Annotated in this window: 16 protein-coding genes; 1 reads left to right on the forward strand and 15 read right to left on the reverse strand. The window is 37.9% G+C overall.

Annotation, left to right across the window (positions count from 1 at the left end; genetic code table 11):
- A partial coding sequence (locus VGE44_RS17985; RefSeq protein WP_331081757.1) for a DUF2202 domain-containing protein occupies positions 1 to 560 on the forward strand: 560 nt, incomplete at its 5' end.
- 45 nt (positions 561 to 605) lie between these two features.
- Here VGE44_RS17985 and VGE44_RS17990 read toward each other — a convergent pair.
- From VGE44_RS17990 to VGE44_RS18060, 15 genes are all read right to left on the reverse strand, one after another.
- Complete coding sequence (locus VGE44_RS17990; protein ID WP_331081759.1) at positions 606 to 1760, reverse strand: dipeptidase; 1155 nt, start codon at positions 1758 to 1760, stop codon at positions 606 to 608.
- Between the two features lie 85 nt (positions 1761 to 1845).
- Positions 1846 to 2484: an HAD family hydrolase gene (locus VGE44_RS17995; protein WP_331081761.1), complete on the reverse strand. Its 639-nt coding sequence runs from the start codon at positions 2482 to 2484 to the stop codon at positions 1846 to 1848.
- Between the two features lie 98 nt (positions 2485 to 2582).
- Positions 2583 to 3011 carry a nuclear transport factor 2 family protein gene (locus VGE44_RS18000; protein ID WP_331081764.1) on the reverse strand — a complete coding sequence of 143 codons (429 nt, stop codon included), beginning with the start codon at positions 3009 to 3011 and terminating at the stop codon, positions 2583 to 2585.
- A 12-nt stretch (positions 3012 to 3023) separates the two neighbouring features.
- Positions 3024 to 4145 (reverse strand): bile acid:sodium symporter family protein, encoded by a 1122-nt coding sequence (locus VGE44_RS18005; protein ID WP_331081765.1) that lies wholly within the window; start codon positions 4143 to 4145, stop codon positions 3024 to 3026.
- Positions 4146 to 4182: 37 nt separating this feature from the next.
- Positions 4183 to 5106 (reverse strand): RraA family protein, encoded by a 924-nt coding sequence (locus VGE44_RS18010; RefSeq protein WP_331081767.1) that lies wholly within the window; start codon positions 5104 to 5106, stop codon positions 4183 to 4185.
- A 91-nt stretch (positions 5107 to 5197) separates the two neighbouring features.
- On the reverse strand, positions 5198 to 6682 hold the full coding sequence (locus VGE44_RS18015) for a hypothetical protein (protein ID WP_331081768.1): 1485 nt from the start codon (positions 6680 to 6682) through the stop codon (positions 5198 to 5200).
- Positions 6683 to 6687: 5 nt separating this feature from the next.
- The gene (locus VGE44_RS18020) at positions 6688 to 7152 is read right to left on the reverse strand and encodes a cytochrome c (RefSeq protein ID WP_331081770.1); all 465 of its coding nucleotides are present in this window, start codon (positions 7150 to 7152) and stop codon (positions 6688 to 6690) included.
- A gap of 134 nt (positions 7153 to 7286) precedes the next feature.
- Positions 7287 to 7754: a RidA family protein gene (locus tag VGE44_RS18025; RefSeq protein ID WP_331081772.1), complete on the reverse strand. Its 468-nt coding sequence runs from the start codon at positions 7752 to 7754 to the stop codon at positions 7287 to 7289.
- 22 nt (positions 7755 to 7776) lie between these two features.
- Positions 7777 to 8706 carry an SMP-30/gluconolactonase/LRE family protein gene (locus VGE44_RS18030; protein WP_331081776.1) on the reverse strand — a complete coding sequence of 310 codons (930 nt, stop codon included), beginning with the start codon at positions 8704 to 8706 and terminating at the stop codon, positions 7777 to 7779.
- Positions 8707 to 8908: 202 nt separating this feature from the next.
- Positions 8909 to 9448: a c-type cytochrome gene (locus VGE44_RS18035; protein ID WP_331081778.1), complete on the reverse strand. Its 540-nt coding sequence runs from the start codon at positions 9446 to 9448 to the stop codon at positions 8909 to 8911.
- Positions 9449 to 10085: 637 nt separating this feature from the next.
- Positions 10086 to 11387: a vanadium-dependent haloperoxidase gene (locus tag VGE44_RS18040; protein ID WP_331081780.1), complete on the reverse strand. Its 1302-nt coding sequence runs from the start codon at positions 11385 to 11387 to the stop codon at positions 10086 to 10088.
- 122 nt (positions 11388 to 11509) lie between these two features.
- Positions 11510 to 13171: an aminotransferase class V-fold PLP-dependent enzyme gene (locus VGE44_RS18045; protein WP_331081782.1), complete on the reverse strand. Its 1662-nt coding sequence runs from the start codon at positions 13169 to 13171 to the stop codon at positions 11510 to 11512.
- Positions 13172 to 13220: 49 nt separating this feature from the next.
- Positions 13221 to 14777: a PQQ-dependent sugar dehydrogenase gene (locus VGE44_RS18050; protein WP_331081784.1), complete on the reverse strand. Its 1557-nt coding sequence runs from the start codon at positions 14775 to 14777 to the stop codon at positions 13221 to 13223.
- Positions 14778 to 14867: 90 nt separating this feature from the next.
- Positions 14868 to 18158, reverse strand: a complete 3291-nt coding sequence (locus tag VGE44_RS18055; protein WP_331081786.1) for a CRTAC1 family protein — start codon at positions 18156 to 18158, stop codon at positions 14868 to 14870.
- A 363-nt stretch (positions 18159 to 18521) separates the two neighbouring features.
- Positions 18522 to 18744 (reverse strand): SusD/RagB family nutrient-binding outer membrane lipoprotein (locus VGE44_RS18060; protein WP_331081788.1); only part of this gene is annotated, 223 nt, incomplete at its 5' end.

Below are 18744 nucleotides of genomic sequence, written 5' to 3' on the forward strand. Positions count from 1 at the left end.
CTGTAAATATCGAGGCTCAGATTAATACTTTGCCAAAGGAAAACTTGAGTGCGGATGAGTTAAATAGTATTTCATTCTTAAGAGAGGAAGAGAAATTAGCAATGGATGTTTATTTAACTCTTTATAACAAATGGGGTGTGAAAATCTTCGACAACATTTCCAGAAGTGAAAATACCCACATGTTATTGGTATTAAGTCTGATTACTAAATATAATTTACCGGATCCCGTTGGTGCAAACACGGTTGGTATTTTTAAAAACACAAATTTACAGGCACTCTATAATCAATTGGTTCTCGAAGGTAATAAGGGCATTCTAAATGCCTATATAGTGGGAGCTACAATTGAAGATTTGGATCTTTTTGATATAAAAATGGCACTTTTAAAAATTGACAATCAGGATATTAGATTTGTATTGGACATTCTTGCAAAAGGAAGCAGGAATCATATGCGCTCATTTTACCAAAACATAGTAAATGCTGGCGGAACTTATACACCTCAATATATAACTAAGGATGAGTTCAAGACTATTATTGATAGTGGAATGGAGACAGGAAATTAGAATTTATAATAAGCAGAAGATAAATTAAGGAAATATCAGGGTCAATTACTCAGGCAAATTCCTCAGAAAGAAATCCCTGATATTTCCGCCCATTATTTTTTCAATATCATCCCTCGAGAAACCAAGTTTTAGAAGCTCTGTGACAATTAAAGGGGCACCGGTAACATCAAAATGCATCTCAAAAGCTCCATCCCAATCCGACCCTAATGCCACCTTCTCAACACCGATCTTATCAGCAACATACCTGATCGACTTTGCTGTTGAAGCTGCATCAGTACCACAAACAGCAGTTTCCCAAAGCCCAACACCGACCAGACCATTCCGCTCTCCTATTTTTATCAATTGCTCATCAGATAAATTGCGCTGATTATCACAAACCCCTCTGACACCTGTGTGTGAAACTAATATCGCTCCCCTGAAATGTTTAAAAACATCTTCAATTGTATTTTGTGAGGAATGGGCAAGATCAACTGCAATACCCATCTCTTCCATTCTCTTAAGCAAAGAATGTCCTTTCGGAGTCAATCCTCCCTTCTTCATCCCATGGGCTGAACCTGCCCATTCATTATCAAAAAAGTGGGTAAGGCCAATATAGCGGATGCCTAATTTATAAAATTCATCCAGGTTCGAAAGATCATTCTCCAAACAATGGGCCCCTTCGAGTCCCAGCATCCCAGAACTAAGGCTGCGGTCAACAGCTCTGTCAAAAAGGAAAAGCTTCATGTCTGCCTTGCTTTTAATTACCCTGAATTTCCCATCTGACCTTTCAGCAAAATCATGCAAGGCATTAGCCTGGTTAAGGGCTCTATTCTTAATACTAAACCAGGTTGAGGGTGTTTGTAACTGAGCAAAACTAAGCAGGCCGATCTGATCTGAATGATCATCATTCTCTTCTATATTTATACCAAAAGGTACCTTACTCACAATTGTAAACACTTGAAAAGCCATATTAGCCTTTTGCATACGCGGAAGATCAACATGCCCGTATGTATGCTCCTTAACTAAATCACGATTCCATAATAAGGCATCGCAATGCAAATCTGCAATAAATGGAATGGAATCATACCAGGAAATCCTTTCAAATGGTCCTATTAGAGTAGATTTATTTTTTGAACGGTCAATATATTGAGGAACAAACAGAAAAAATACCAGGGCAAGCAAAACTAGTACAAGCAGAATGATTTTAATTGCCTTTTTCATAGTTTTTGGGGTGTTGCAGTATCGATTAAAAATATATTTCAACTAATAAACTAATCAATTTACATATGCAAAATTAAATATGGCTTTAATCTTCCAAATTCATGAAATAGTCAGTAAATGTGTTAAAATCATCAAATTTAAGGTCAAAATCCTCTGTAGTGCCAAAACCATAAGTGAGTAGCACAAAAGGCAGTCCGGCCTTTCTGGTTTCTAATCCATCACCCAGTGTATCCCCGATATATACTGGTTTTTTTAAGTTATGCTTATCAACAAGGAGCTTTATATTGTAGTGTTTGGGCATAGAGTTTACGCCATGAGCCATTTCGTCAGTTATATATTCTTCCAGATCAGCCCACTTCATAAATTCAACAATCAGGTTTTCAGGGCAATTGCTCACAATGAATAATTTATACTTTTTGCTAAGCTTTATGAGCCCTTCCCGTACGCCTTCATACATCACTCCTCCCCGTTCTGGCATCAGTCTTAGTCTGCATTCATTTATGGTCTTATAAACCCTCTCCCGGCCTTCCTCATCCATCTCAGGAAAAAAATGACTCAACACTTTAGATCGTTCCCAGCCCATTACATAATGCAGGTCATCACGAGTAAACACCCGGTTCAGGTTTTCAATTTTAGCACCTTCTATCCACGATTCAAGGTATGTATCCAGGGCATCCCACAAGGTGCCGTCCAAATCGAAGATTAAACTATCAGGTTTTAACATTTTGAAAATTAGATTTTTAAATTTTGAAAAAATAAAAAAAGTGCGCTACGGAAATAGGCGCACTTTTAAAAAATTATAGGATAACAATTCCGGTATGATTATAGTCTGAATGCCTGCCTAGCGAGTAATTTCCATTTCCCGCCCTCTTTTCTCCATACCATCAGATTACCAATTCTAATGTCAGTTGGAACACCGGCATTAGTGGCTTTTCCAATAAAGATATGTCTCACAACAGCATTTTTTCCACTGACCTGAATTGTTTGATCGGTGGTATTGATCGAAGTAAACTTAAATGGACCGTTGAATAAAAAGTCTATAAACTGTTCTTTATTCTCAACCTTACCAGCTGAATGACCATAGGACAATGCATCTGAGACCAGCATGTCCAATGCTTTCCGCTCAGGGTTTACTACATTATTATGTAGCGCAGTGACCGCAGTTGCAACAGCTTGTTCAGGCTGTGACTGCGAATAAATGTTTGTAGCGACAAACATCATAAAAGCAAAAAATAATCCAATTTTCTTCATATCTATACAGTTTTAATGAGATCTAACTTCTCCTTCAATTTCTGGCTCAACATAACCTTCAGGAGGTCTTCTATGCCAGTAAGAGGCTAGTATAGATCCCGTTATGTTCATCAATGGACCGAATACTGCGGGTGCCAGACCCATAGTTGCGATCTTTCCTAAGCTATTGGCAATACCAGAGGCTAGTCCGCCATTCTGCATACCAACTTCCAATGCTACAGTACGAGCGTCGCGCTCAGGCATTCTAAATAATCTGGCAAAGCCATAACCTAAGCTATAACCAAATATGTTATGAATGAGAACAACCAAAATTAATACAGAACCAATTTCTAAAAGACTATCACGGCCTGCTGCGGTTATAACTACAATAATTAAGGCTATACCTGCCATTGAAACTATTGGCATTGCAGCATCAAGCCACTTCATTTTACCGGATAATAATTTATTGAAAATCAATCCTGCTCCAATTGGAATAATAATCATTTTAGCAATATCCCACATCATTCCAAACATATCGATTTCAATAAATTCACCAGCAAGTAACTTCATCAGAAGTGGTGTTAGAACCGGAGCAAGCAGTGTAGCTATAGATGTAATAGTTAATGAAAGTGCCAGATTTGCTTTAGCAAGATAACACATTACATTCGAGGCCAGACCACTGGGTGAACAACCAATTAACACTATCCCGGCAGCAATTTCAGGTGAAAAGTCAGTGGTAGTGGCTAATATGAAACCCATTGTGGGCATAATCATAAACTGTGCAATAATACCAATTAATACACCTTTAGGTTGTTTAAACACAGCCATAAAGTCATTTGCACTCATGGATGTACCCATTCCAAACATAATAATTTGAATAAGGGGGGTTATTAATCCTGTCAGCTTGAAATCACCAACTGTTTTAAAATACTGCGGATAATAAAGCGCCATAGTTACGGCTGCAAAGATCATTATTGTATATGAAAACCCTTTAAGATTATCATACCCTTTAAAACCCACTGCAAGTAAAAAAAAGAAGGTGATTAGTAATGGTCCTGCATCTGCAATATTACCGGAAAACATCATCCCCAGTGAGATTAGCAATAATAATGCAGCGACACCAAGAGCCGCGGAATAAATATTCAATTTTTTCACAATATTATGTTTTAGTTATATTCTTATTTCCATTTAATTACCAGGTACGCTTGCTCATGATAACATCAAGCTCTGCTTTAGTCATTTTTCCTTCTTCAGGATGTCTTTCCATCCATTTCAGGAAATCCATTTTCATTTCTTCAGTCCAGGCATTATCCAACAGTCCACCTGTATACTTTCCCGATTTGATAACTTCAAAAGCATATTTATCTCTTCTAACTACAAATTCAGCAGTCGATACCACTTGCTCCGCTAAATGTGCCGGAACAAACAAAACTCCAATTTTAGCAGCAATTACTAAATCACCAGGCATTACAATTGCTCCACCAATACGAATAGGTGTATTTAAGCCCATTAACAGCATCTCCTCCATAAAACTAGGATGAAAGTCCCTCACAAAGGCATTGAACCCCTTGATTTCTTCCAATCCCGGCACATCTCTGGCTGCACCGTTGAGTATTACTCCATTGCCTGAATTAGCATAAATTGATGTTCCAAGAGTACTTCCAATTAGTGTACCTCCATTGATTTTCCCAAAAGCATCAGCAACATAAATATCTCCCTTTTTTAATACCGCAATCGGCCAGGTATTTGTATTACCAACACGGCCCTGCTTTACACCTCTTTCTTTAATGTTTTTTTCCAGATCGGGGCGATTTGGCATATACATCGCAGTTACTGCCCTTCCGGTCATAACTTCATCGTTCAGGGTTTTCCATCCGTGTTCAAACTGATTAAGATAACCAGATACCTTTAATACTTGCCAGGCATCATCAAGGCCAATTTTTTTTGCCCTTTCCAAAAGATTATCTGAAATCTTAGGACGACCATCAGGGAAACGTTCACCTTTCCATTCAGAAGTTAAAAATGTAAGTTCTTCCTTTGGAATTGTTTGTGCAGATAACCAGGCTTGAGAAGAAACACAAGCAAATACAAATGACAATAATAATTTAACTCTCATAGTTTTAATTTAATAATATAAATAAACAAAAATTATTTAAATAATAATCAGATCAGCCCATTCTTTGATTCGAATTGAGTAAGCTCACTGATTATTTTTTCTTTCTTATCTTTTTGAACTTTTTTGAACCCGCAGGCAAGGTGACCTTCCAGATACTTCCTACTTTGGCATCATATTCAATGATATATAATGAATTACCAATCAAAACAGCATCTGTTGGATTATTGAACGAATCAACAATCCGGGTTGTTTTTACAAAATAATTATCACTTCCCTTATCATATGACATGTCAAGGTGAAGTAAATCTCTGCCCTGATCTGTAAATGGTTTCATCAGACTGGATTTGGATCCAAGAGTGTTTCTGAGAACGAAACCATCACCCTTAAATTCACCAGAAAGTACTCCTTTAGTATCAAAAACAAGACCTAGCGGAGAACTGTGAGCCGTAAACGTACTGATAGTTACTCCAGTATTATCTCCGTCAAGTATTTTACCTGAATGCCCTCTGTATTCATTGGCATCCGGGCCCAGGTTTTGAACTCCCGGACTAAATTTTATACCTTCCGGGACTTTAGGAAAATCAGGATCATTTCGAAAATACTTCATCAGCATCCCGTGCGATGTAGCCGGCAGAAATGGATCTCTTTTCGGATCAGGCATAAAATCTGGATATTGCTGTGGATTTTCAATGCCTCCCATAATCCAGGGAAATCCATAATGACGACCTTGTCTTACCCAAAACATATCTTCGGAATGATCATAGTCTGAAGAATTGACAACAGCAAATAAATTGCCATCAGAATCAAAGGCCATATCGTATGCATTACGAATACCTTCAGCATACAGATAAGCCTCTGCTTTTAATTTATCAGTGTCATTGGGCAATAATAGATTTTCTGCTTTAGCAGGGATTCGAAAAATTTTGGTGGTTAGAGCATTATCACGTGCATTAGGATAAACTCCTTTATCATCTTGAATTTCACCATGTCCGGTTCTGGAACCAGAAGTGATAAAAATATATTTTTGATCCGGGCTAAGGACAAGTGCATTCCAACCATGATCCCATGTTGTGGCATTCAATCCATAAGCTTCAGTATTGAAAACTATGGTCATTTTTGGAATACTGTTTGGTACAATTGAAAAGCGTACCAATCTTCCTCTGGTACCTCTGTAATTATTTTCGGTAGTATTACCACATAAAAATAGCTCAGAGCCTGCAAAAACAGCTCCCTGCAGTTTGTTTATTCCGTGATCCTTTACTGTAAGAATTTGTTCTGAAATGATAGAGCCATTCTGTTTGGTGATATGAAATACTCCGCCCTCAAAAGTCGTATAGTAGAAATCACCAGAAACCGGATGAATCAATAAACGAACGGCATTTGGTTCTATATCGGCAAACTTCTCAATTAAAATATCAGACCTTAAAGGGACAGGGGTTGACTGGACTACCGGACTTAATCTTATTGAAGTAGTTTTTGTCTCCTTTGGTTTAGAATCCTTCTGGGCGAAAGAAATAGCAGGTTCGACTAAAAAACTAAGAATCCCAATTACAAATATTCCTTGCTTGATTTGCATTTTTGTTATTCTGTTTTGCCTAATTCCCTGAGAAAGACAATTAATTGCCAGCGCTGCTCTTCGGTTAGAGCTTCTTTAAAAGGGGGCATATTACCTTTTCCGTTGGTTAATTTCCAGAATAATGCACCGTCCTTTTGCTTTATCACCCTCTGATCATGAAAATTTGCAGGTCTGATACCCATTGATCCACCCGCCGGACCATCTCCATAACCAGTATCCCCGTGACAAGAAAAACAGTACATATTGTATAACTCTTCTCCCTTTGAAATGGATTCCTGAGATACTGTCAGTGGATTTTTAAGGGAGTCGGCTGATGCCGGCGCTAACCATGCTACCTGCTTTACTGTATCCTGTAAAAATTTTGAATCAGTTCGCTTATATATTAAAGACTGATAATTACTTGAAGCAGAAAGCATTATAACACTAACTGCACAGAATAATAATAGAGTATAAAAATTATATTTTTTCATAGAATTAAAAATTTTCTCAGACAGGCATTTAGCAACAATATTACAGCCAATACAAATTCCGAAAAATTGATATTGGCTGTAATAATTTTGAATTAAATAATTGCAGGATTAAACCTGCCAATTACCTTGAATGATTATAGGTATGCAATAGCATCCATCTCAACCAGTGAGTCGCCGGGAACACCACCTTTAGCCACTGCAAGAGTTGAACGTACCGGAGGCTTACTGCCAAAACGACCTTTATAAACTTCATTCATGCCTTTGTAGTCAGCAATATCATTCAGATATACAGTTACCTTCAATACTTTTTCCATTGAAGAACCAGCCTTAATTAACTCTTTTTCGAGTTCCTTAAGAACAATCTCGGTATGTGCCTTGATTTCAAAAGGCGCTGTATGGGCACCTTTTCCTGCGATATAAACTAAACCATTATGAATTACATGTCCGGAAAACATTGGAACATTTTGAACGGATGTAACATTACCAACCACTTTTTCAGGTGATGATTCAATTCCTTTAGCATTAGCCACGACACCTAAGCCGGTTACTCCTACTACTGAGGCAAATAATTTCTTTAATACTGATCTTCTTTCTGTTTTCATCTTTATTTATTTGAATTGATAATTATTTCTTTTTTGACATGAGCCATTCACGACCTGGTTTATCAACCCTGAAGCTTTCAACATTGCCCTTATCCTGTAAAGTAACGTATGCAGTTCGCCCATCCTTTCCACCAAATGCAATATTACTTGGTAGTTTTCCTGCCAGAGTAATTTCAGTCAATAACTTTCCGGCAGGTGATAATTTTGCAATTGTACCTTTTCCATGCCTTGTTATGTAAAGATTCCCATCAATATCGCAGCGCATCCCATCCATACCGAAATCAGGAAATTCATGAAATAGCCGCTTATTGCTTACTTCACCCTTTGGAGAAAGATCATAGACCCATACTTTACGCTGTACCGATTCATTAACATACAATAACTTATTATCCGGGCTTACTTCAATACCATTTGCAGTACCCATATTATCCAGGGTTGTGGTTTTTCCATCAGTATCAATTCGCCAGATTCTGCCTGTACTGGCTCCCCAATTCGGATCACTTGCATACAGTCTGTCTTTATTGTCAATGGCAATATCGTTTGGCTGACTCATATTAGCATTATGTGCAAACACTGTAATATCCTTAGTTAACATATTAACTTTCAGAATATTGTGTTTTGTATAATCTGCAATAAGCATATTACCCTTACTGTCAAAGCGTATACCATTGCCAATACTTCCCTCAGGGAGTTCAATAAACAGGCTGGCAGATCCATCAGGTTTAACCTGTCCGATTGTACCCTGCTTGGCAAAATTCACTACATATAAAATACCTGCTTTATCAACTGCAGGTCCTTCAATTCCTCTGGTAAAACCATTTAAAGCTGTTAAGGCAGAAGATTTAAACAAAGGAGTTTTAGCATCCTGTGCATTAGTAAACAACACAGCACTGACTAACAGAAAAGTAAGGCTCAATGGCTTCATTGCTGAAATATTTTCAATCTTATTCATAAATTCAAATTAATATTGGATTAATAATATGAGTAAAATCCATAGGCTTTCCCCTATGAAAAGATTAAATTAATAATGCAATTTAAACTTATCTTATCAGGAGTACAATAACACAGGAAAATGTTACAGTGCGCAGTAGTTCTTTTAGCTTATGGGAACAGGTTCTGAGAAAATAGAAATTCTCAGAACCTTTATAAATTTGCTATTTAACGCTTAGAATATAGTGAACCATTGCTTCAGCATCTTCGTCAGATAATGCAGGGTGTGGTGACATAGGAATGGCTCCCCAAACGCCACTTCCTCCAGCTTTTATCTTTTTAACAAGGTAATCTATGTTAGCCTTAGTATCTGAATACTTATTAGCTACATCTTTATAGCTAGGTCCCAATAGTTTTTCATTAACCTTGTGGCAGGCAAAACAATCTGATTTTGAAATCAGCGTCTCCCCCTTTTTAGTATCCACAGCTTGAGCAACAACAGCCGGTTTAACAGGTTCTGCAGGCTTAGCTTCTTTTACAGCCGGTGTTTCCTTTGCTTTTACCTCAGTAACTTTACTTTCAGCAGTTTCAACAGCAGCTACGGGAACTGCTGGAGCCGCATTCGTAGTGTCAATCGACGGGGAAGTCACAGCAGCTGTATCCATTTCTACCGAAGCGCTTGTATCGGCATCACTTGATTTTTCAGAAGAACTACTGCAGGCAATAAAAAGGGCACAAACACCCAAAACTAAAATTCTTTTCATTTCTTTGGTACTCTTAATTCTTTAGCATACGACATTGTATGGCACAATTCTATTTAAAAAATCCCGGATTTAAAATAAAAACTCAAAATCGTGACACAGGCTCTCAAAACTCAAGTTTCAAAATATTCCTAAGATAATGTTCAGATGTGAGCAGGAAATATAGCTAAAGAATCTAATTTGAGATTAGTTAACCTGAATTCAATATAAGGAAAGGTAAAAAATACGGTTATCATTAGTCAGATAAGGTTCCTGAACCACAATGGTTTGATGTTGAAAATCAATAACCGTGAATTATAGGCTATTTCAGCCCTTTCCTTCGAAGTATTTCCGGCAAGAAATCACGTTCCGGATCAAATTATGAATAGCCGGAAGATACCTCCTCCGGCAAGGTTTATTTTACCCGGAGCTGTTTTTCATCGTAAAGGACAGCCCGGCATTAGGACCATCTTCAGTTTGAAATAAACCCGTGGCAACTGTAGATTTTTGCCCGAGCGGATTTTTACATTAAAAAGGAATTTATAAGCAAAATAAAGAGAACACTGGACTGCCAGAGCCTAAGAATCATAGACCTTGCTTTCTAAAACAAAAGAAAATCTTCAATCTAATTAATCCTGCAAGATTGTATTTGGATCTCAGGTTAATTAAGTTTGTTGAACACAAGTTCACCAATTTTATCGCCCTCAACTATTCCTTCTTCCATTGCTTCACGGTAATGAATTCCACCATACATACGGCTCAAAGCTGCTTCATTTGAAGCCTGTTTTACATTCTCATATTTACGGTCAGGCCAGCCCCATGCTCTCTCAGTATTATCAACAAATGGAGTGTTATCACCAAAAATTTTGGTTAAAACTGTCGCTGATGCACTGGAAATAATTGAGTGTCCACTGGTATATTCCGGGAATGGTGGAGTTTGAAGATAGGGCTTCCAGGCATTATCCATATAATTGTTAATATAGGTTTCTGGTCTTACCAGATCATAAGTAAACTTTGTATTCCAGCAGGCGATAAACGCGTCCATTACGGCAATAGAAACACCTGCATAAGCAAAAACTGTTTTATCAAAATCGGCTTTCTGATTACTGCAAACAATTCCTGTAATACCCATCCAATGCCCGCCCGGAGTCATGGCCTTTGTTGCAAACATAACGTGTCCTGAAACGTTTACCTTGAATCCATTACAATCCCAAAAATCAGCGATTGCTTTTTGCTCATCGCTTAAGTTTTTACCTGTTTCATATACCTCATTTGCAAGTTTATAAAAATCACTGTTTTTATCCTTACTAAATTTAGAAGGTGGCTTTGGCAAAAACTGACTTGCCGAATCAATTAGTACAGGTCGGATCTTCATCCAGCTAGGCTCAATAGCAGGCATATATGCAGGAGGAGTTGGAACCCATCTGCCCTCTTCATTGGTAACTGTATATTTAACCGCTGATCGTGTCTGCTTATAATTATCTTTCTTTGCCCAATCAAGAACTGCCTTACTTACAGAAAGTGCATATTCCTGCGAGTTATTCAAAATCTCTTCGGGCATTCCGCTATCTCTGGCCAACTGAATATGATTATCAATAATCTTTTGGGTAGAATCCTTCGAAAATGTCAATTCCTTTCCAACATACATATAAGCCAGAACTGCTGAAAACTCTTTATTCACAGGCTTATTAGCTGCCGAAACTTTGAGTCCTTCAAGTTTGCCACTAAGTGGCTTATAGTCCTTTGACTGGCTTGCAATAACCTCATATCCGGCAATACTACTGTAGGCATATATTCTGCTGGCAACAGGGGGAGAAAAGATATCATGGGTAATAACCCGAGTAAGTAATCCTACAGTTTTGGAGTATTGCTCAGGATTTGAAAATACAGCTTCATAATCACTTTTCTTTGTGCAACTACTGAATAAAAAACCAATAAGTACAGCCAATAAAATTTTTTTCATATCTAATTGAATTTCAATTATTTAAGCTCTTATATTTATAGTAATTAAAAATATCTATGAGCTTACTTTAATTATATTTTTTCGTAAAATTAAAAAATGCTGATACAATAAACAAGATAGTATCAGGTTGCTAAAGGAGGTCCTTTTGGAACCAGTACTTTCTTATGAACCGGTTTTTCTAATGATTTGCTAGCGGTAAATTTTGCTGTGCGGTATTCGCCCATATGTATATCACCTGTAAGCGAGTCTCCATTAACTGTCCCTGAGAAGTAAAAAGTGATTTGATCTCCGGGTAATCTTAGTACACTGCTTAATTTGATCTGATTACCTTCAATTGTTCCACTAATATCCCGTATATCAAAGTCACCTTTATGTGTTCCATTAATCCAGTTTCCATCCTGCTGAATCGAAAAGATATGCTTAACTATACTATTAAAATATCTTACATTAACATTCCATTTACCACTTAGGTTTGCCGCGGGAGCAGTCATTGCCTCTGATTTAGGACTGCGTTTTCTGGATAGTATCTCAAATATTCTGTTTGCTACGATTTGATCCTCTCCTTCTTTCATATGGCTTGAAACAATATCAATGGTAGTACTTCCATCACTCTCATCACGGGAACCGATAGCAACTCTTGGTTTGGTACTACTGATTTCTTCTGCAACTTCATATCCGGTAATATTTAGTTTGGAAGGATCCCAGCTAATCCATAAGGTTGGGTGTTTGTTGGAAAGCTCGGTAGGATTGGTAACATTTGTTTTTACACCCTGAATTGTCAGGGCCTTTTTTGCAATTACATCCAGTCTACTGAGCCAGCTCTTGTATTCAGCATCATGGTCGCGTCTTATCCAGGTTTCAACTGCGGCCATCATTCCAATCATTTCTTCACGCCCAACTTTATTATCACGACCAGGACCGTGATGAGGGGAACTTGCCTGCCATGCCGACATTAATATCTCTTTGTTTCCGAGCAGTAAACCAGCACACTGAGGCCCCCGCATAGCCTTTCCACCACTGTAAGCAACCACATCTGCACCACGTTGTAGATGTACGGAAGGGATTGTCAGATTTTCGGCTGCTGCGTCAATTAAAACCGGCACATTCTTAGGTTTTGCAATACCTGCAATCACTTCAAGCGAAAAAGGTTGTCCTGTAAAAGAACCATTAACAGCATTTACATAGATCATTGCTGTTCTCGGATTAATTGCCCTTTCAAGTTCTTCTGGTGTTGCTACATGAATGATGGTTACTCCGATATTACGGACAGCATGATCATAGGTATTCCGTGAATATAATGGAATAATTACCTCATTCTTCTCAAATCCGCTTAGGTTGGGGATCCTGATAAGCTTTTCAGGGCTACCACCTGTAACACAAGCTGCAGTTACATGCTTCATACCTGCGGCACATCCGGCAGAAACCATACCCCATTCAGACTTTGTAAGATCGGCAAGTCTTTGGCCTATTCCTTCAGCTAATTCATCATATTGTACGAAGTTCTGAGAGGCAGCTTCCATAGCTTCCCTAACGGGAGGAAGTTCCAGCGATCCACCTATAATTGTATAGGCACCACGGCAGTTAATAATAGGTTCAACACCAATTGAGCGGAAAATATTCATTTCAGCCATAAATGAAGATTCCGTAGTAATACTTACTGTTTCGGGTACCGGAGCAGAACTGGGTACTGAACCCGGACTTCCAGCTAAAACAGATTCTCTGTTAATTGCTCCTCCAGCAAGTGGAAGTAAGGCTAGCCCCTTAATTAAATTTCTACGTTTCATATCATTATTTTGAATTGTTATGGTAAATTGAATTCAGGCAAAAGAATTTTCAGATCTTGCTCAGTGGTACTAATCTGACCAAAATTCCTGTATCTTCAGTGAGGACATACAGGAATTGATCAGGGCCATATTTTACATCTCTGATCCTTCCAAGATTATGGAGCATGGCTTCATCATGCACAAATTTATCATCTTTCATCACAACCCGATAAAGCTTCTTAGTAGCTAGTCCGCCTATAAAAATATTGCCATCCCATTTAGGATAACGTGTCCCATAAACAAAATCAAGATCTGATGGTGCAATAGCATAATGATGAATCGGGGGTTCGGTTCCTTCACGATATGGACTTTCAGAAATTATCGATCCATTATATTCAAGACTGAATGTCGCTAAAGGCCAGCCATAATTTGCTCCCCGCTTTAAAATATTCAGTTCATCACCTGCAAGTTCACCAAATTCCACAAAAAATATCCTGCCTGTTTTAGGATCACGGCGAAAGCCCTGATGCATCCGATGCCCGTAAGAATAGATTTCAGGTAAAGCTCCGGGAGTATTTACAAATGGATTGTCTTTTGGAATACTGCCGTCATCATTCAGCCTCATGGTTTTTCCATCCGGAGCAGAAAGGCTTTGTGAATTCATCCTGTCACTATGTATTCCAACAGTAAAATACAGGAATCCCTTATTGTCGAATCCGATTTTACTTCCAAACCAGTCACCATTACGTTTAAACGGGCCTGCTTTGTAAATCATCTTTTCCTCCACAAGCTTATCACCAATCAATTTGCCTCTCATCAATGCAGTATAACCGGTACCTGGTGTTGTTGGCTCGATAAAATATGAAAAGTAAATCACCCTGTTCTTTTCGAAGTTGGGATGCAACTTAACATCACGCAAACTTGTTGGAACATTACCCCCTATAGGATTTGCCTGAACTACCCCGTCTTTCACTTTCAATAACTTACCACTACGCTCTGCTATCAGAACTGAATTATCAGGCATAAAAACAATACTCCATGGTCTTACAAGGTCTTTGACAACTGTATCAACCATAAACATTTGTTCCTCTGAGCTATTCACATTACTAACCTTGAGAGGTAATGGAAAATAGCGTGCCGACAAATTCTTATCAAACCTGTAGTTCTTAATAGGCAAAACCGGCTTAGAAACAGTAGCATTCAAATCCTGTTTTGCGAATTGACGGATATATGCAACTAACTGCCACCTCTTTTCTTCATTAAATGCAACGCCATAGGCAGGCATATTACCCTTACCATGGGTTAGCTTCCAAAAGAGGGCACCATCCTTTTGATCGCTTACATGTTTACTATGAAAGTTCGCAGGTGGTATTTTATACCTGCCCGGTTGCCCATCTCCAAGTCCGGTAGTCCCATGGCAGGAAACACATAGCATGGTATACAATTTTTCACCCTCTCTTATCACCTGAGGAGTAAATGGGAATGGGCTCTTAATTGTATCTGCTGAATCAGGGGCTTTCCAGGGTTCCTGAACAGGAAAACTGGATCTAAAAGAGATAAAAATTAAAGCGCCTATTCCTCCAAATAAAACAATAAGCGCTTTTTTGTTCATTGTTAAAATATTCATTTCAGTTAAAAGATTTTAGATTCCGGAAGAAAAAGAGACAGAATATAAATAATATCTGAAATCGAAAATCCGCACGGCTGTATAATTAAATTAATTTTTCACTGTTTTAACAGGTGCATTATTTATTCCGAAAACAAATTGATTCCCTGAATTTCTTCCTGCAGGGAAGATTTTCAGGCTTCTCACATTACCTCTAATGTTAAGACCGCTTTTCCATTGTGGAACATACGAAAATTCACCCTTACCATTTCCTGAAAGCAGTGTTCCGTTACTGGAAGTGAAATGTCCGAATTTAATTCTGGTCCATGAATTATTGCCGGCTAAAATAATATCTTTCTTACCATCCTTATCAACATCAGAAGCTGCAATAGCATAAACCGGTGCATATTGCGCTTCAATTGGAAGTGGCTTTAAGTTAAAGCCTTTGCCTGTATTTTCTAAATAGACAGTTTCAAGCAGCTCCGCTTTAAGCATTTTGGCATCCTTTAACTGATCAGCAGTAAAAAGATCATTGATCGTTGCATTGGCATACTTATGATATTCTAAAAATTTATTCTTTAGACTTGGAAGTTGATCCATAAGATCATCCCTCGAAGCTGCTGGATAAGACACACCATCTATATAGTAGCAGAAAATAGGATCTACAGAACCGTTCTCGTCGAAATCTTTATAATAAATACTCATTGGTTCCTTCTCACTGGCTTTAAACTGTGCATTCAATCCTAAATTTCCAATAACAAGGTCTTTATCCCCGTCAGCATCCATGTCATCTGCATAAATAGTATTCCACCAGCCAGATGAACCAAACTTGATAAATTCGGTTGATCTGTCTTTCAGCTTACCTTTTTGATTGAGGAATATGCGTATTGGCATCCATTCACCAACTATGATCAGATCATTTACTTTATCCTGATTTACGTCGATCCAAACGGCATCACTTACCATTCCTGCATATTTTATTTCAGGAGCAATGGAAGCAGTTCCATCCGTAAAATTACCTTTGCCATCATTGATCAGGATTTTACTTTCAGGGGTACTCGGATACATCCCCGGAGAAACGCGGCTACCTGCAAATAGATCCAGATCACCATCTCCATCGATATCTGAAGATCTGACAGTACCTGTACTGCTTAGCATTTTAGGAAGTCCGGTAGTTTTCTTTGTAAAATTGCCCTTACCATCATTAATGTAAATCCGATCCTGTAGCCAGGGACTATCCGGTCCGAATTCATAGCCACCACTTCCAACATAAAGATCAAGATCACCGTCACCATCCATATCGAAAAATTCAGATGCTGTATCTTCATACTGAGCATCTGCATCCAATGAACTGCTGTTCTTTTTTATAAAATCACCAGCACTGCTTTGTGTAAATAAAGCTCCGGCCTGGCCTGAAGCACCTCCTATAAACAGATCTTCAATTCCATCACCATTAAAATCAGCTTTAGCCATAGTTGGACCTGGTCTTGAAAGATAATTCGGGAGTAAGGTCTGAACGGTAAAATCATTAAACTGATTTTCTGTATGCGTAAAATTAACTGAAGAAGAGTTCACTAAATATTTATCTTCTGCAGGAATAGGATTAAACTTCAAATCCAGATTAGCATTTTTAACATCCAGTGTAAGGGTCTGATTTACTTTTACATTTTTAATTTTCTGGCTCTTGTCATTTGGCCAAATGATAAACAATGAATCAACGACCTGATTTTCACCAAGTCCAAAATTTAATACAGGATCTACAGAGGATTGAAACCCTCTGACAGGAATTTGTTCCTGAAAGTATTTTACACCCTTTGCATATAGAACTACCTTAGCACCAAAGCCTAATGAATTTTGCTTATCACCTTTTAACTGAACTCTGAGAAAAGAATTCTTATTCAGCAAGTCTGAATTGTTTCTATAAACACTTGCATTTTCATTGGTATTGCTTACAACAAGGTCCATATCACCATCATTATCCAAATCAGCATAGACTGCACCCGCCGAAATCCCCTTTTTATCAAGACCCCACTCTGTGTTTTTCTTCTCGAAACGGTCATTACCAACGTTTTGAAACACATAATTAGACTGAACGATTGTTGGCATTTTCTCTATGAAATCCTTTGCAACAACAGTATTCCCCTGCTGCCTTGAACGAATTGTTTCGTCCATTGTATATTTCAGGAAATCCATGTCTGTATAATCTTTAACATAGCCATTGGTCACGAAAAGGTCCTTCTTCCCATCCCTATCCAGGTCAGAGAACAAAGCTGCCCAACTCCAGTCAGTATTCGATATACCTGCAATTTGTCCGATTTCAGAAAAAGTCCCATCTCCATTGTTCTTCTGAAGCATATTACGGCTAAACTGAAAATAAAACCCTCTGTCGAACAGAAATTGCATTTTGTCGAAATTTTCAGCTCCTGAATGCATCTTTTGGGTCTCATTGCTTTCAGGAAGCATGTCGAGAGTTACCATATCAGGTAATCCGTCATTATTGTAATCGGCAACATCAGATCCCATGGAATACATGGAAATCTGCGCCATACTTTCTGTTAGTTTATCTGTAAAAGTTCCATTCCCATTATTAATAAACATATAATCAGGTTCATTAAAATCGTTGGAAACGTAAATATCCAGCCAGCTGTCATTATTAATATCAGAAATAGCAAGGCCTAAACCAAAAGTCAAAACATTGGATGTAATACCGGCTTCAGCACTAATATTCTTGAATTTACCATTATCATTCCTATATAATTTATTCGCAAAATCAGGGTTTTGCTCTTTTCTCAACTGCACATTTTCCTGAACACCGGTTGTATATTGTTGCAGGGAGTGATTTATAAGAAACATGTCGAGATCACCGTCCTTATCATAATCAAAAAACGAAGCCTGGGTTGAATAACCATGGTCAGCAAGACCATATTCTTCGGCTTTTTCTGTAAATGTCAGATCACCATTATTAATAAATAATAAGTTCTTTCTTCTTTCTGGATCAATATCTGCAGAGCGACTGATATAAATATCCAATAGTCCATCAGCATTGATATCCACCATAGTGGCACCTGTACACCAACCCTGCTTACTGGCAATACCACTTTTGTCGGTTACATTTTCAAATTCAAAATTTCCTTTATTGATGTAAAGACGGTTCTTAACCATGTTACCAGTAAAAAGCAAGTCCTGAAGGCCATCATTATTAATATCTCCGACAGAGACACCTGCACCGTTATAGAAATACGAATAGTTCATCACATTCATATCATCACTCTCACGAAGCATATTTGAGTAATCTATCCCTGTATCATCTTCGTCTAGCAAGGTGAACAGTTTGTCGTTTTTACTGGTACAGCCACTCAATGCAAGACTCAAAAGAGCAGCAGCATAAATTTTTTTTAGCATGTTAATGTATTTTATTAAGCACGGATCATTGAATTTATTCCTGTTAAATAATTCTTAATTATCTTTTAAATTAAAAGATTTCGGAATAATGAAATAAGCTATTTTAAGAATAAATAAATGTCTTATTTCAAAATTACTGTGATTAGCAGAGAATCATTAAATATAAAAAAATAAATTTAGCTCTTTAAAGAATATCTACAGTGGAATAAATTATTCGAAAAAAAATATTTGGAAGGTCAAACGATTTATTATAATGGTTAGAACCTTATTCTAAAAACATATTTAATCTGGAAATTTTGGCAACAAAAAAGGTCTTCCTCAAAACAGGAAGACCTCATAGATATTAAAGATTAAAAAATCTGATTATTTATTCCACCACAAACGGGTAGCTTCATTATCAGCACCACCAAGTTTTGCAACACCTGTTGCAACACCAGCAGCGTTAGTCTGGCTTTCACCAATTGTGTATGGTACACGGCGAATAACCTGATCCTTAGTTACAAATAAGCTTTCAGAGTTCATTACCGGATATAGTTTAGGGAAACCGGTACGACGGTATTCAGCCCATGCTTCAACTCCATTTGGC

It is taken from the genome of Daejeonella sp. (genome assembly GCF_036405355.1).
GTDB lineage: Bacteria > Bacteroidota > Bacteroidia > Sphingobacteriales > Sphingobacteriaceae > Daejeonella.